Here is a 12,849-nt window from a genome sequence, read left to right on the forward strand (position 1 = left end):
AATGACATTCGCAACCATCAGAAAGGGCGGCCTTCTGGCGGCCCTCGTCGCCAGCCTGCTGGCAAGCCCGGCCTTCGCCAAGGTGACCGTGCTGGGCTGGCCAGGCGGTCCCGAGGAGACCGCGCTGCGCGCCGCGGCCGACGCCTACAATGCCAAGGCCGGCGTCGCCGACAAGGACAAGGTCGAACTTCTGTTCTTCAACCGCGACGGCTTCTGGGACAAGCTGCAGGCAGACCTTGCCGCCGGCTCCAAGGCTTTCGACGTCAATCTGCTCGCCACCTACTCGATCGGCCGCTACGCGCCCTTCATGGAGCCGGTCGAACTCTCCGGGGAGGCGAAGTCGGTCTATGGCGACGCCGTGCTGAAGACGATGCAGTTCGACGGCAAGCAGTTTGGCGTGCCCACCGACCTGTCGCTGCACTTCATGTATTATCGCAAGGACCTGATCGACGCCTTGCTGAAGGACGATGCCGCCAAGGCCAGATATGGCGAGATTTCCGAAAAGCTGCTGGGCAAGAAACTGCAACCCAAGGCTCCGGACGAGTGGAACTGGGACGACTACGCCGCGACAGCGCTCTACTTCACCCAGGCCGTGAACCCCGACAGCCCGACCCGCTACGGCACTGTCCTGCAGCTGAAGAACCTCCTGTTCAACATCATGATCTGGCAGTCGGTGCCGCGTGCCTATGGTGGCGACTGGATGGACGCCAGCGGCAAGATCACTGTCAATTCCGACGCCTATCGCAAGGGGTTGGAGATCTACAAGCTGCTCTACGACAACGGCGCCACGCCGCGCGATTCGCTCTCCTATGAATTCGCGGAGGCCAATGCCGCCTATGCCTCCGGCCAGGTGGCGGCGATGCTGCAGTGGAACGCAGCCGCCGGCGATCTGACCAGCAAGGAGAAGTCGCCGGCCGTCGCCGAGGCGACCGAAACCATCGCGCCGCCTACCGGGCCCGCCGGGCGCTTCACCCACATTCACGGCCTCGGCTTCGGCCTCAACAAGAATGCCGAGAACAAGGACGGTGCCAGGGCGTTCCTGAAATGGCTGTCGTCCAAGGAAGCAGCACTCATCTACGCCAGGAACAGCGGCGCGCCGGCGCTGACCCCGGAAGTGGTTTCCGAAGTGGCCAAGGAGCGTCCCGATCTCGTCAAGCTCGGCGACTATGCCGGCAAGTACGGCTACGTCATGACCGGCGGAACCTCGGCGAAGGCGCTCACGGTCTATGAACTGCAGGCCAAGGAATTCACCGGCTACTGGTCCGGCCAGCAGAGCATCGACGATGCGCTGAAGAATGCCGAGAAGGGCATGGCCGAACTCCTCAAATAAACAGGGCCGATGGCGGCGGCCCGTCCGCCGCCGTCGCCGGGACAAACCGGTTCGATGACCACGCTCACGCAACGCGCCCAATCCTCGGAATTCAAGCTGCTGGCGACCCCGCTGGTGCTGTTCCTGCTCGTGTTCCTGGGCTTCCCCGCCGTCGTCAACCTCGTCTATTCGCTGTCCGAGGTTTCCTTCGAAACTCTGCGCCAGCCGCGCCTCACCGGCTTCTCCAACTTCGTCTCTGTGTGGAGCGACGGCGCCTTCTGGCGGGCGACCTGGTTTTCGCTGCGCTTCGGCCTGTTGACCGCTCTGCTCGAATGCGCGCTCGGCCTGTTCCTCGCTATCTTTCTTTCGCCGCTCATCGAAAAGCGCAGCTGGCTCCTCGCCATCCTGATGCTGCCGCTGATGGTGGCGCCGGCGCTCGTCGGCCTGATGTACCGGCTGGTGCTGCACGAGTTCGTCGGTCCGGTGCCCTATTATCTGTGGGCCTATTTCGGCGCGAGTTTTTCCTTCCTGGGACCGGGCTCGGCCTTCTGGATGCTGATCGTCGTCGAAACGCTGCAGTGGACGCCGTTCGCGCTTTTGTTGTTCTACATGGCCTATCAGGCCATCCCGACCGATGTCGTCGAAGCGGCCGCCATGGACGGCACCAACCGGCTGGAGCGGTTGTGGTATATCGAGCTGCCGCTGATGCTGCCCACCATCGCTGTCGCGCTGCTCATTCGCTTCATCGACGGCTTCCGCGTCTTCGACAATGTCTATGTGCTGACCGGCAGCGGACCGGGCGGTTCCACGGCCTCGCTGTCGATCTACATCTACGAGGCCTTCTTCAAGCAAGGCGCCATCGGCAAGGCGGTCGCTGCGTCGGTCATCCTGTTTGTCGTGTCGTTCGCTGTCCTCTATGGCTTGAACGCCTTTGCCGGACGCCGGAAGGGAGCCGCCCGATGATCGCCGCCCTTCGCTGGATCGTTTTCGCGATCGCCGCGCTTGCCATGAACTTTCCGATCCTGGTCACGCTGGTCACCTCGTTCAAGAGCGCCCGCGAACTCTCCACCAATCCGGGTCTGTGGGTCCGCGCGCCGACATTCGACAACTACCTCACCGTCTTCCACGTGTCGGAGCGGCTGAACATCTTCCTCTACCTGGCAAACAGCATGGCGGTCGCCCTGCTGGGCACCGGGCTTGCCGTGGCGCTGGCCCTGCCGGCCGCCTACGCGATTGCCCGGGGTAAGGTCGGCGAGCGCACGCTTTTGCCGCTCATCGTCAATCTGCGCGCCGTGCCGCTCATCATCTTCGCCATCCCGCTCTACATGATGTTCCAGTGGCTGGCGCTGCTCGACACGCGGCTGGGCCTCGGGTTGATCCTGGCCATCGTCAACCTGCCGCTGGCTCTCGTCATCCTGGTCAACGCCATTCGCGACATACCGGCCGAGCTTGACGAAGCCGCGTTGATGGACGGCGCCAGCCGCACGCAGATCCTGTTGCGCATCCTGGCGCCGGTCTGCCGTCCCGCCATCGTCACCAGCCTGATCTTTGGTTTCATCACGGCCTGGAACGAATTCCTGTTCGGACTGATGCTCACCACCTCGAAAGCCGTCCCGATCACCGTCGGCGCCTCCTTCTTCTTCGCCGCCAGCGGCGGCGGCGTGCAATGGGGCGTGGCCTCCGCCGTCATGGTCGTCGGTGCGCTGCCGCCGGTGCTGCTCGGCCTGGTTATGTACCGGCAGATCAGCGGCTCGATGACCGCCGGCGCCGTCAAGGGCTGAGACGGCGGTCGACGGTGTTGTCGCACCATGCGGATCGCTGACCGGCCGGTCTCACCCGGCGCTTACCGTCAGCTCGACGCGGTCGGCCGAGAAACGGGTCTGCGAATACTGGATCGGCCTGCCGTCGCCGTCGACATTGATGCCGCGCGCGACCAGCACGATGGCGCCGGGCGAAAGCTTGAGGTCGCGTGTGTCGGTGTCGTCGGCGTGCCTTGCCTCGATCGTCGTCGAGGCGCGGCGATAGTCGTTGATGCCGGACAGCGCGAGCGCCTCGGTGATCGAGTGTTTTTCCGCGAAGTATGAGGCGATGTCGGGAAACCGCGCGGCGGGAAACCAGGCGGTGGAGCGCGATACCGGCACCCCGTCGGCCAGGCCGCGCATTTCCAGGCGAATGACGTCCTCGCTGGGTCGAAGGTCGAGCGCCGTGGCGATGGTTGCCGTGGCCGGTTCATGGGTATGGCCGAGAAGTTCGATCTGCCGCTCGCGCACCTGGCCCTCCAGCCCAGCGGAAAAGCGCGTCCTTGCGCCGATCGGATAGGTGAGCCGCTTCTGCCGCCGCACATAGGTGCCGCGACCCTGCTCGCTCCGGAGTACGCCTTCGTGGATGAGGGCGGCGATGGCCGCGCGCACCGTGTGTCGGTTCACCCCGAAGCGGGCCGCGAGTTCGGCCTCGGGCGGCAAGCGCCCGTTTTCGTCTTCGAGGCCAGCGCCGATGCCGCGTCGGATCTCGTCGCCGATCTGCCGCCACAGCGCCACGCCGACGCCGCGGTGAAGCGCTGATTTCGCCAAATCCCCCTCCATTGCGATTGCTGTCATCTGCCCGTCATCCAACGGAGCTAAGACAAGTTAAGATATCTAGTTGTCTAGATCAATAGACAAATTTGAGGTCGCTATGAAAATGGATGCCGATCAAGCCGCGAGACGGGACCGCATGGCGGTGCTGGCGCGCTGCAGCACGACAAGGCTGAACGCGCTGTGGGCGACACTCGGGCTGCAGCCGGTCCATACGCCGTTGCGTGGGCCGGAAGCCGGCCTGGTCATGCTGCGTGGCCGCGTCGGCGGCACCGGCGAGCCCTTCAATGTCGGCGAGGCGACCGTCACCCGCGCCAGCATCAAGCTGGAGGACGGCTCGGTCGGCCATGCCATGGCGTTAGGCCGCGATCCGACGAAGGCCAGGCTTTCGGCGATCATCGACGCGCTCTGCCGCAACGCGGCAACGGCCGCGCGTATCGATGCCGAATTGATCGCTCCGATGCGGCGCGAACTCGACGCCGCCGACGAGACGCGTCGTCTCGAGACGGCGGCGACCCGCGTCGATTTTTTCACCATGGTTCGCGGAGAAGACTGATGTTGAGCGAAGCGATCGCCCTCGAAGGCGGGTTCTCCGATCCGGTCCTCAATGCCCAGTCCGTCTTTCGCGCCGTGATGGATGCGATGGCGCGACCCGCCACCATCGTCAAGGTGGATGCCGTGGTGACACCGCCTTCGCCGCTCGGCCGTGCGGCCGGCGCCATCGCCTGCGCGCTGATCGATGCCGACACGCCGTTCTGGCTGGATGCCGCGCTGGCCGAAAGCGCGGCCCTGCGCTCCTGGCTCGCCTTCCACACCGGCGCCCGTGAGATGGCGACGTGCGACGACGTCGCTTTCGCCCTCGTCGGCGCTCCCACCACCATGCCGGCCCTGGAGCGTTTCGCCCAAGGCAGCCAGGAATATCCGGACCGTTCGGCGACGCTGATCCTGCAATTGCCGAGCCTCGAAGGTGGCGCGCCGCTAACCTTCGAAGGGCCGGGCATCCGCGACCGCGTAACGCTCGCGCCGCGCGGCCTGCCAAAGGACTTCGCCCATCAGTGGAGCGCCAATCGCAAGCGTTTCCCGCGCGGCGTCGACCTGATCCTCACCGCGGGCGATGCCATCGCCTGCCTGCCGCGCTCGGCGCGCCTCGTCGAGATGGAGGGCTGATCGATGTATGTTGCAGTCAAGGGCGGCGAAGTTGCCATCGACAATGCCCATCGCCTGTTGGCCGACCGCCGCCGTGGCGACAGGACCGTGCCCGCGCTTACGCTCGACCAGATCGCCGAACAGCTGACCATCGGCGTCGACCGGGTGATGAGTGAAGGTTCGCTCTACGATCGCCGCCTGGCAGCGCTCGCCGTCAAGCAGGCGCGTGGCGACCTCATCGAGGCGATCTTCCTGGTGCGCGCCTACCGCACCACGCTGCCGCGCTTCGGCCACAGCGAACCGGTCGACACCGGCGCCATGCTGGTCGAGCGGCGCGTGTCGGCCTGCTACAAGGATTTGCCGGGCGGACAACTGCTTGGGCCCACCTTCGATTACACGCACCGTCTGCTCGATGAAGAGCTGGAAGGCGATCCCGAAATCGAAAGCGGCATCCTGCGCACCGGGGCCGCCGAGCCCATCGCGCGCGTCGCCGACATTCTGGGACAGGAAGGCCTGATCGAGGAGGACGATGTCCTTGATGCGGCGCTGGAGCCCGGCGACATCAACCAGACCCCGACCGAATTCCCGATGTCGCGCGCCATGCGGTTGCAGTCGCTGTCGCGCGGCGACGAGGGCTTCCTTCTCGCGCTCGGCTATTCGACCCAGCGCGGCTATGCCCGCAGCCATCCCTTTGCCGGTGAAATTCGCATCGGCGAGGTCGATGTCGAAATGTTCATGCCCGAGCTCGGTTTCGCCGTGCCGGTCGGCCGCGTCCAGGTCACCGAATGCCAGATGGTCAACCAATTCAAGGGTTCGGCCAAGGCGCCGCCGCAGTTCACGCGCGGCTACGGCCTCGTCTTCGGGCAATCCGAGCGCAAGGCGATGGCGATGTCGCTGTGTGACCGCGCGCTGCGCGCCGAGGAACTGGGCGAGGACATCGTCGCGCCGCCGCAGGACCAGGAATTCGTGCTGTCGCATTGCGACAACGTCCAGGCCACCGGCTTCGTCGAACATCTGAAACTGCCGCACTATGTCGACTTCCAGGCCGAGCTCGGTCTGGTTCGCACCATGCGCGCCGAATACGAGCAGCGCGAGGCGGCTCTTGAAACAAGGGAGGCCGCCGAATGAACGCGCACACCCAGGCATCCAACTACAACTTCGCCTATCTCGACGAGCAGACTAAGCGCATGATCCGGCGCGCCATCTTGAAGGCGATCGCCGTGCCAGGCTACCAGGTGCCGTTCGCCAGTCGCGAAATGCCGATGCCTTATGGCTGGGGCACTGGCGGCGTGCAGGTGACGGCGTCGATCCTTGGCCCCGACGATGTGCTGAAGGTCATCGACCAGGGCGCCGACGACACCACCAACGCCGTCTCCATCCGCAAGTTCTTCGAGAAGGTCGCGGGCGTCGAGACGACGACCAGCACCGGCGATGCCACCATCATCCAGACCCGCCACCGCATTCCGGAAGCCCCGCTGAAGGAAGGCCAGGTGCTGGTCTACCAGGTGCCGATCCCGGAACCGCTGCGTTTCCTCGAACCGCGCGAGACCGAAACCCGCAAGATGCATGCGCTGGAAGAATACGGCCTCATGCATGTGAAGCTCTACGAGGACATCGCCAAGAATGGCCATATCGCCACCACTTATGCCTATCCGGTCAAGGTCGAGGGCCGCTATGTGATGGACCCGTCGCCGACGCCGAAATTCGACAATCCCAAGATGCATATGTCGGAAGCGTTGCAGCTGTTCGGCGCTGGTCGCGAGAAGCGCATCTACGCCGTGCCGCCTTACACCGAGGTGGTCAGCCTCGACTTCGAGGATCATCCCTTCGAGGTTCAGCGTTTCGACAAGCCCTGCGCGCTGTGCGGCGCCGAGCAGGTCTATCTCGACGAAGTCGTGCTCGACGATCGCGGCGGACGCATGTTCGTCTGCTCCGACACCGACCATTGCGAAAGCCGCCGGGCCGACGGCCATCGCGGCGAACTCTCCGGTGAGGCCCTGTCATGAACGTCGCTGTGAATATCGACCAGCCGAATGTCGAGGTCGGCGACCTGCCGCTGATGTCGGTCAGGTCGGTCAGCAAGCACTACGGCGCCCGCATCGGCTGCGCGGATGTCAATTTTGATATCTGGCCGGGTGAGGTTCTGGCCATCGTCGGCGAGTCCGGCTCCGGCAAGACGACACTGCTCAATTGCATCTCGACCCGCCTGCCGCCAAGCGCTGGCACAGTGTCCTACCGCATGCGCGATGGTGAGATGCGCGACCTCTATGGGCTGGGTGAAGCGGAGCGGCGCCTGCTTTTGCGCACCGACTGGGGCTTCGTGCATCAGAACCCGGCCGACGGACTGCGCATGACGGTTTCGGCCGGCGCCAATGTCGGCGAGCGGCTGATGGCGGTCGGCGACCGCCACTATGGCAATATCCGCGCCACCGCCACCGACTGGCTCGGCCGCGTCGAGATCGATGCCGACCGCATCGACGACCAGCCGCGCGCCTTCTCCGGCGGCATGCGCCAGCGACTGCAGATCGCGCGCAATCTGGTCACCGCGCCGCGCCTGGTCTTCATGGACGAGCCGACCGGCGGCCTCGACGTTTCGGTGCAGGCGCGCCTGCTCGACCTGTTGCGCGGCCTCGTCCACGATCTCGGTCTCGCCGTCATTATCGTCACGCACGACCTCGCCGTCGCCCGCCTTTTGTCGCATCGCATGATGGTGATGAAGGACGGCCGCGTCGTCGAACATGGTCTCACCGACCGTCTGCTCGACGATCCGCAGGCGCCCTACACGCAACTGCTCGTTTCTTCGATCCTGCAAGTCTGAGGCGCGATCATGGCTCCTGTGCTTACCGTTTCCGGTCTCGGCAAGACCTTCATCATGCATCTGCGCGGCGGCATCGAGCTGCCGGTGATCGCGGACGCGGCATTTGTGCTGGAAGGCGGCAAATGCGCCGTGCTCGGCGGCCCGTCCGGCGCCGGCAAGAGCTCGATCCTCAAAATGCTTTACGGCAACTACGCCGTGAACGAAGGCGGCATCGAGATCCTGCATCGCGGCCAAATCGTCGATCTGGCATCGGCCGCGCCGCGCACCGTGCTCGAAATTCGCCGCGAAACCATCGGCTATGTCAGCCAGTTCCTGCGTGTCGTGCCACGGGTCAGCGCGCTCGACATCGTCGCCGAACCGATGGTGGAACGCGGCACCGATCGCCGCAAGGCCGCCGACAGGGCAGGCGAATTGCTGAGCCGTCTCAATTTGCCGGAACGCCTGTGGGCTCTGCCGCCCGCAACCTTCTCCGGCGGCGAGCAGCAGCGCGTCAACATCGCACGCGGCTTCATCATCGGGCACCCGGTGCTGCTGCTCGATGAACCGACTGCATCGCTCGACGCGACCAACCGCGCCGTGGTCGTCGACATGATCGCGGAGAAGAAGCAGGCCGGAGTGGCCTTGCTTGGCATCTTCCACGACACCGACGTGCGCAATGCCGTGGCCGACGTCATCATCGACGTGACCGGTTTCGCGCCCGACAAAAAGGCCGCCTGACCATGACTCGCCTGTCGGAAACGCCGCTGATCGACCCGACCGCGCAGCTGGAGAACTGCACGCTCGGCCGCTACACCGAAGTGGCGGAGGGCTGCCGTCTAGTCGAGACCGAGATCGGCGACTACTCCTACATCATGCCGAACGGCCAGACCTGGTGCGTGACGATCGGCAAGTTCGCCAACATCGCCGCCTCTGTGCGCATCAACGCCACCCATCATCCGATGTCGCGCGCCACGCTGCATCACATCACCTACCGCGCCGGCGACTATTTCGAGGATGCCGCGCACGAGGACGACTTCTTTGCCGCCCGCCGCGCCCGCCGGGTGACGATCGGCCACGACACCTGGATCGGCCATGGCGCCACCATCCTGCCGGGCGTCACCATCGGCGATGGTGCGGTGGTCGGCTCCGGAGCCGTCGTCACCAGGGATGTCGCGCCTTACACGATCGTCGGCGGCGTGCCGGCTAAGCTTATCCGCGAGCGTTTTCCCGTCGACGTCGCTCGGCGCATGCAGGCTTTGGCCTGGTGGGACTGGGACCATGCCGCGCTGCGCGCCGCGCTCGACGATTTCCGTGATCTCAGCGCCGAGGCGTTCCTCGACCGGTATGAAGGCCGGTCCGGCCACCAGATATCCGTGAATGGTCATGGAGCTGACATGAACGGTACATCCGACCGTCATCGAGAAGCGGTAACCGGATAACGAATTTGGGCGCGCCTTCGGCCGCAGGCCGGAGGCTGAGCCACGGCAAGCAACATGCGTGCATCGACGACCACTCCAGGGCCGAGGCCCGAAGCAGGAGCGATTTCATGAACGCCATTTCCGTACGCAACCTGTCGAAAGCCTTCGGCAAGAAGCGCGCGCTCGACAATGTCTCCATCGACATCGCCAAGGGCGAGATGGTGGCGCTGATCGGCGCTTCCGGCTCCGGCAAGTCGACGCTGCTGCGTCACATCTGCGGGCTGGAGACCGGCCAGTCGGGCTCGAGCACTATCGAGATCTTCGGCGCGGGCCTGCAGGCCAACGGCCGCCTGTCGAACGGCGCGCGTGACCTTCGGCGCAACATCGGCGTCATCTTCCAGCAGTTCAATCTGGTCGGCCGGCTGTCGGTCCTGTCCAATGTGCTGGTCGGCAATCTCGGCCGCATTCCGGTCTGGCGCGGCACGCTCGGCCTGTTCTCTTCCGAGGAAAAGCGGCTGGCTCGCGAGGCGTTGGCCAAGGTCGGCATTCCGGAAGTCGCTTGGCAGCGCGCCTCGACATTGTCCGGCGGCCAGCAGCAGCGTGCGGCAATCGCCCGCACTCTGGTGCAGCGCGCGAACATCCTGCTCGCCGACGAGCCGATCGCTTCGCTCGACCCGTCCTCGGCCCGCCGTGTCATGGAAGTGCTGGCCGGCGTCAACCGCGAGAACGGCATCACCTGCGTGGTATCGCTGCATCAGGTTGAATATGCGCGCCGCTATTGCCCGCGCACCATTGCGCTGAAGGACGGCCGCGTCGTGTTCGATGGCCCATCCACCATGCTCACCCACAAGACGCTGGTCGAACTCTACGGCTCGAACTCCGAAGAGTTGATCCTGCCCGAAGCTGTTCCGGACTTCGTGCCCGACTACACCCAGCCGGAACCTGCAACCGCCAAGAGCCCGGACCTGGCGCCGGCCTTCGCCTGACAAGAACCCAACAGGAGACGTTGACATGAACATTGTGCTCAAGGCCATCGCCGCCACGGCGATCGCCTTCACTCTGACCTGTGCCGCCTATGCCGAGGAAGTCAATTTCGGCATCATCTCGACCGAGTCCCAGCAGAACCTCAAGCCGAAATGGGAACCCTTCCTCGCCGACATGAAGAAGGAAACCGGCCTCGACGTGAAGCCGTTCTTCGCGTCCGACTATGCCGGCGTCATCGAAGGCATGCGCTTCGGCAAGGTGCAGATGGCCTGGTACGGCAACAAGTCGGCCATGGAAGCCGTCGATCGCGCCGACGGCGAGATCTTCGCCCAGACCGTCTCCGTCGACGGCAATCCCGGCTACTGGTCGCTGATCCTGGCGCCGAAGGACAGCAAGCTGAACACGGTCGAAGACCTGTTGAAGTGCGACAAGACGCTGAACTTCGGCCTCGGCGACCCGAACTCGACCTCCGGCTTCCTGGTGCCGACCACCTTCGTGTTCGCCGCCAACAAGATCGACCCGAAGGCCTGCTTCAAGACGCTGACCAACGCCAACCATGAAACCAACGCCATGGCCGTTGCCAACGGCCAGCTCGACGCTGCCGCCAACAACACCGAGAACATGGCCCTCATCGAGAAGAACCAGCCGGAAGCCTTCAAGAAGATCAAGATCATCTGGAAGTCGCCGCTGATCCCGTCCGATCCGCTGGTCTGGCGCAAGGACCTGCCCAAGGAAGCCAAGGACAAGATCAAGAACTTCATCCTGACCTACGGCACCGACAAGTCGAAGGGCGACGTCGCCAAGGAGAAGGCGGTTCTGGCCGGCCTGCAGTGGGCGCCGTTCCACGCCTCGACCAACGACCAGCTCCTGCCGATCCGCGTGATGGAACTGACCAAGGCCAAGGCCAAGGTCGAAGCCGACGCCAATCTCTCCGAAGCCGACAAGAAGGCCAAGATCGCGAAGATCGAAGCCGAGAAGGCCGGCTACGAAGCCAAGATCAAGGCCAACGGCCAGAGCTGATCGGCCTCAGGGCCGTCGATAGCCTCAACCCCAACGCCGGCCGGCTCATCGGCCGGCGTGCCCAGCGAGTACCACGATGACGCAATCGACCCATATTGGCGAAGCCACCAAACCACGTCCCGAGGTCGGGCGTGACTGGACCCGCGACGCCTGGACCGCCGTCACCTGGATCAGCCTGGCCTTGCTCCTGATCTGGAGCTGGGCGCCGGCCGAGATGTCCCGTTGGACCTATCTTTTCACCGACGCCGGCAACATGGCGCAATACGCCTCAGGCTTCGCACGGCCGAATTTCGGCGAATGGCGCTACTATTTCCAGGAAATGCTGGTCACCATCCAGATCGCGCTGTGGGGCACCTTCCTCGCGGCGGTGCTGGCGGTTCCCTTCGGCATCCTGTCCGCTTCCAACATGGCGCCCTGGTACATCGTCCAGCCGGTTCGGCGCCTGATGGATATGTTCCGTTCGATCCACGAGCTCGTTTATGCGGTGCTGTTCGTGGTCGCCGTCGGCCTCGGCCCGTTCGCCGGCGTCATGGCGCTGTTCATCCACACCACCGGCATCCTCGCAAAGCTGTTTTCGGAAGCCGTCGAGGCGATCGATCCGCGTCCGGTCGAGGCCATCCGCGCCACCGGCGCCACGCGCCTGCAGGAAGTGGTCTTCGGCGTGGTGCCGCAGGTTCTGCCGCTGTGGCTGTCCTTTGCGCTCTATCGCTTCGAATCCAACGTGCGGGCAGCCACCGTGCTCGGCGTCATCGGCGCTGGCGGCATCGGCCAGGTGCTCTTTGAATCCATCCGCGGCTTCTACTATCCCGAAGCGGCCGCCATGCTCATCATCATGCTGGTCACGGTGTCGCTGATCGACGTCATCTCGCAGCAGCTGCGCAAGTTGTTCCTGTGATGCGCTACGCCGTCTATTTCACCCCTCCGCAGGACGATGCACTGACGCAAACCGCCGGCGACTGGCTGGGACGCGACGCGTTTTCAGGCGAAAAGCGCGAGACACCCTCATTCAACGGTTTGCCGGCTCACGAAATCGCCGGGCTCGTCGGCGACCCGTGCCGCTACGGTTTCCACGGCACCATCGTGGCGCCGTTTCAGCTGGCCGATGGAGTTGGCCTGGCTGAGCTCGAGCTCAGCTTCGAGCGTTTCTGCCGGCAGACGGCACCCTTCAGCATCGAGAGGCTTCGGGTCGGGCAATTGGGGTCGTTCCTGGCGCTGTTGCCGACGGCGCCGGAATACCAGCTCGCGGCCTTCGCCGCCGACGCTGTCCTGCATTTCGCGTCGGTCAGGGCGCCGCTGTCGGAAGCCGAGATCGAGCGGCGCAATCCATCGGGCCTCACCCCGCGCCAGGCCGCCTATCTCAGGCGCCATGGCTATCCCTATGTGATGGACGAATTCCGCTTCCACATGACGCTGACCGAGCGGCTGCCGGCCGAGACGCTGTCGCGCGTGTTGCCGGTTCTGGAAAGCCATTTCACGCCCTTCACCGCGCGCCCGTTCCCCGTGGAGGGCTTGGCACTGTTCGTGGAGCCGGAGCCCGGCGCGCCCTTCACCGTGCATTCCTACCGGCGGCTGCGGCCGCTCGAAACCAGAAAGTCCGCCTGA

Annotated in this window: 15 protein-coding genes; 14 read left to right on the forward strand and 1 reads right to left on the reverse strand. The window is 64.8% G+C overall.

The window, feature by feature from the left end; translation table 11 throughout:
* Position 1 precedes the first annotated feature (1 nt).
* Genes QFZ88_RS19585 through QFZ88_RS19595 form a run of 3 tightly spaced genes read left to right on the forward strand, consistent with a single transcriptional unit; the run spans position 2 to position 3,090 of the window.
* Entirely contained in the window at positions 2 to 1,330 is a 1,329-nt protein-coding gene (locus tag QFZ88_RS19585) for an extracellular solute-binding protein (protein WP_024927033.1), read from the forward strand.
* A gap of 54 nt (positions 1,331 to 1,384) precedes the next feature.
* Positions 1,385 to 2,272 (forward strand): carbohydrate ABC transporter permease, encoded by an 888-nt coding sequence (locus QFZ88_RS19590; RefSeq protein WP_024927032.1) that lies wholly within the window; start codon positions 1,385 to 1,387, stop codon positions 2,270 to 2,272.
* On the forward strand, positions 2,269 to 3,090 hold the full coding sequence (locus tag QFZ88_RS19595) for a carbohydrate ABC transporter permease (RefSeq protein ID WP_024927031.1): 822 nt from the start codon (positions 2,269 to 2,271) through the stop codon (positions 3,088 to 3,090). The genes QFZ88_RS19590 and QFZ88_RS19595 overlap by 4 nt, the downstream gene beginning before the upstream one ends.
* A 51-nt stretch (positions 3,091 to 3,141) precedes the next feature.
* On the opposite strand, the gene phnF is transcribed toward QFZ88_RS19595, so the two are convergent.
* The gene (phnF, locus tag QFZ88_RS19600) at positions 3,142 to 3,906 is read right to left on the reverse strand and encodes a phosphonate metabolism transcriptional regulator PhnF (RefSeq protein WP_373426391.1); all 765 of its coding nucleotides are present in this window, start codon (positions 3,904 to 3,906) and stop codon (positions 3,142 to 3,144) included.
* Positions 3,907 to 3,988: 82 nt separating this feature from the next.
* Between phnF and phnG the strand changes: the two genes are divergently transcribed.
* The 11 genes from phnG (at position 3,989) to QFZ88_RS19655 (ending at position 12,849) form a co-directional block, all read left to right on the forward strand.
* Complete coding sequence (gene phnG, locus QFZ88_RS19605; protein WP_137901938.1) at positions 3,989 to 4,438, forward strand: phosphonate C-P lyase system protein PhnG; 450 nt, start codon at positions 3,989 to 3,991, stop codon at positions 4,436 to 4,438.
* Positions 4,438 to 5,049, forward strand: a complete 612-nt coding sequence (gene phnH, locus QFZ88_RS19610) for a phosphonate C-P lyase system protein PhnH (RefSeq protein ID WP_024927028.1) — start codon at positions 4,438 to 4,440, stop codon at positions 5,047 to 5,049. The genes phnG and phnH overlap by 1 nt, the downstream gene beginning before the upstream one ends.
* A 3-nt stretch (positions 5,050 to 5,052) precedes the next feature.
* A complete protein-coding gene (locus tag QFZ88_RS19615) occupies positions 5,053 to 6,156 on the forward strand; it encodes a carbon-phosphorus lyase complex subunit PhnI (RefSeq protein WP_024927027.1) in 1,104 nt (367 codons plus the stop codon).
* A complete protein-coding gene (locus QFZ88_RS19620) occupies positions 6,153 to 7,034 on the forward strand; it encodes an alpha-D-ribose 1-methylphosphonate 5-phosphate C-P-lyase PhnJ (RefSeq protein ID WP_024927026.1) in 882 nt (293 codons plus the stop codon). Before QFZ88_RS19615 ends, QFZ88_RS19620 begins: the two co-directional genes overlap by 4 nt.
* Positions 7,035 to 7,087: 53 nt before the next feature.
* On the forward strand, positions 7,088 to 7,846 hold the full coding sequence (gene phnK, locus QFZ88_RS19625) for a phosphonate C-P lyase system protein PhnK (protein WP_036254231.1): 759 nt from the start codon (positions 7,088 to 7,090) through the stop codon (positions 7,844 to 7,846).
* A gap of 9 nt (positions 7,847 to 7,855) precedes the next feature.
* Entirely contained in the window at positions 7,856 to 8,563 is a 708-nt protein-coding gene (gene phnL, locus QFZ88_RS19630; RefSeq protein ID WP_024927024.1) for a phosphonate C-P lyase system protein PhnL, read from the forward strand.
* A gap of 2 nt (positions 8,564 to 8,565) precedes the next feature.
* Positions 8,566 to 9,264 carry a DapH/DapD/GlmU-related protein gene (locus tag QFZ88_RS19635; RefSeq protein ID WP_024927023.1) on the forward strand — a complete coding sequence of 233 codons (699 nt, stop codon included), beginning with the start codon at positions 8,566 to 8,568 and terminating at the stop codon, positions 9,262 to 9,264.
* Between the two features lie 107 nt (positions 9,265 to 9,371).
* A complete protein-coding gene (gene phnC, locus QFZ88_RS19640) occupies positions 9,372 to 10,229 on the forward strand; it encodes a phosphonate ABC transporter ATP-binding protein (protein ID WP_024927022.1) in 858 nt (285 codons plus the stop codon).
* Positions 10,230 to 10,254: 25 nt separating this feature from the next.
* Positions 10,255 to 11,247, forward strand: coding sequence for a phosphonate ABC transporter substrate-binding protein (gene phnD, locus QFZ88_RS19645; protein WP_024927021.1), 993 nt, complete (start codon positions 10,255 to 10,257; stop codon positions 11,245 to 11,247).
* Positions 11,248 to 11,323: 76 nt separating this feature from the next.
* Positions 11,324 to 12,142, forward strand: coding sequence for a phosphonate ABC transporter, permease protein PhnE (gene phnE / locus QFZ88_RS19650; RefSeq protein WP_024927020.1), 819 nt, complete (start codon positions 11,324 to 11,326; stop codon positions 12,140 to 12,142).
* Positions 12,142 to 12,849: a DUF1045 domain-containing protein gene (locus tag QFZ88_RS19655; protein WP_024927019.1), complete on the forward strand. Its 708-nt coding sequence runs from the start codon at positions 12,142 to 12,144 to the stop codon at positions 12,847 to 12,849. The genes phnE and QFZ88_RS19655 overlap by 1 nt, the downstream gene beginning before the upstream one ends.

The organism is Mesorhizobium sp. YL-MeA3-2017, assembly GCF_030814575.1.
Taxonomy (GTDB): Bacteria; Pseudomonadota; Alphaproteobacteria; order Rhizobiales; family Rhizobiaceae; genus Mesorhizobium; species Mesorhizobium terrae.

Excerpts from the sequence above, each read along its gene's own strand:
- QFZ88_RS19585 (WP_024927033.1), top strand. The coding sequence starts at position 2 with ATGACATTCGCAACCATCAGAAAGGGCGGCCTTCTGGCGGCCCTCGTC.
- QFZ88_RS19590 (WP_024927032.1), top strand. The coding sequence starts at position 1,385 with ATGACCACGCTCACGCAACGCGCCCAATCCTCGGAATTCAAGCTGCTG.
- QFZ88_RS19595 (WP_024927031.1), top strand. The coding sequence starts at position 2,269 with ATGATCGCCGCCCTTCGCTGGATCGTTTTCGCGATCGCCGCGCTTGCC.
- phnF (WP_373426391.1), bottom strand. The coding sequence starts at position 3,906 with ATGACAGCAATCGCAATGGAGGGGGATTTGGCGAAATCAGCGCTTCAC.
- phnG (WP_137901938.1), top strand. The coding sequence starts at position 3,989 with ATGGATGCCGATCAAGCCGCGAGACGGGACCGCATGGCGGTGCTGGCG.
- phnH (WP_024927028.1), top strand. The coding sequence starts at position 4,438 with ATGTTGAGCGAAGCGATCGCCCTCGAAGGCGGGTTCTCCGATCCGGTC.
- QFZ88_RS19615 (WP_024927027.1), top strand. The coding sequence starts at position 5,053 with ATGTATGTTGCAGTCAAGGGCGGCGAAGTTGCCATCGACAATGCCCAT.
- QFZ88_RS19620 (WP_024927026.1), top strand. The coding sequence starts at position 6,153 with ATGAACGCGCACACCCAGGCATCCAACTACAACTTCGCCTATCTCGAC.
- phnK (WP_036254231.1), top strand. The coding sequence starts at position 7,088 with ATGTCGGTCAGGTCGGTCAGCAAGCACTACGGCGCCCGCATCGGCTGC.
- phnL (WP_024927024.1), top strand. The coding sequence starts at position 7,856 with ATGGCTCCTGTGCTTACCGTTTCCGGTCTCGGCAAGACCTTCATCATG.
- QFZ88_RS19635 (WP_024927023.1), top strand. The coding sequence starts at position 8,566 with ATGACTCGCCTGTCGGAAACGCCGCTGATCGACCCGACCGCGCAGCTG.
- phnC (WP_024927022.1), top strand. The coding sequence starts at position 9,372 with ATGAACGCCATTTCCGTACGCAACCTGTCGAAAGCCTTCGGCAAGAAG.
- phnD (WP_024927021.1), top strand. The coding sequence starts at position 10,255 with ATGAACATTGTGCTCAAGGCCATCGCCGCCACGGCGATCGCCTTCACT.
- phnE (WP_024927020.1), top strand. The coding sequence starts at position 11,324 with ATGACGCAATCGACCCATATTGGCGAAGCCACCAAACCACGTCCCGAG.
- QFZ88_RS19655 (WP_024927019.1), top strand. The coding sequence starts at position 12,142 with ATGCGCTACGCCGTCTATTTCACCCCTCCGCAGGACGATGCACTGACG.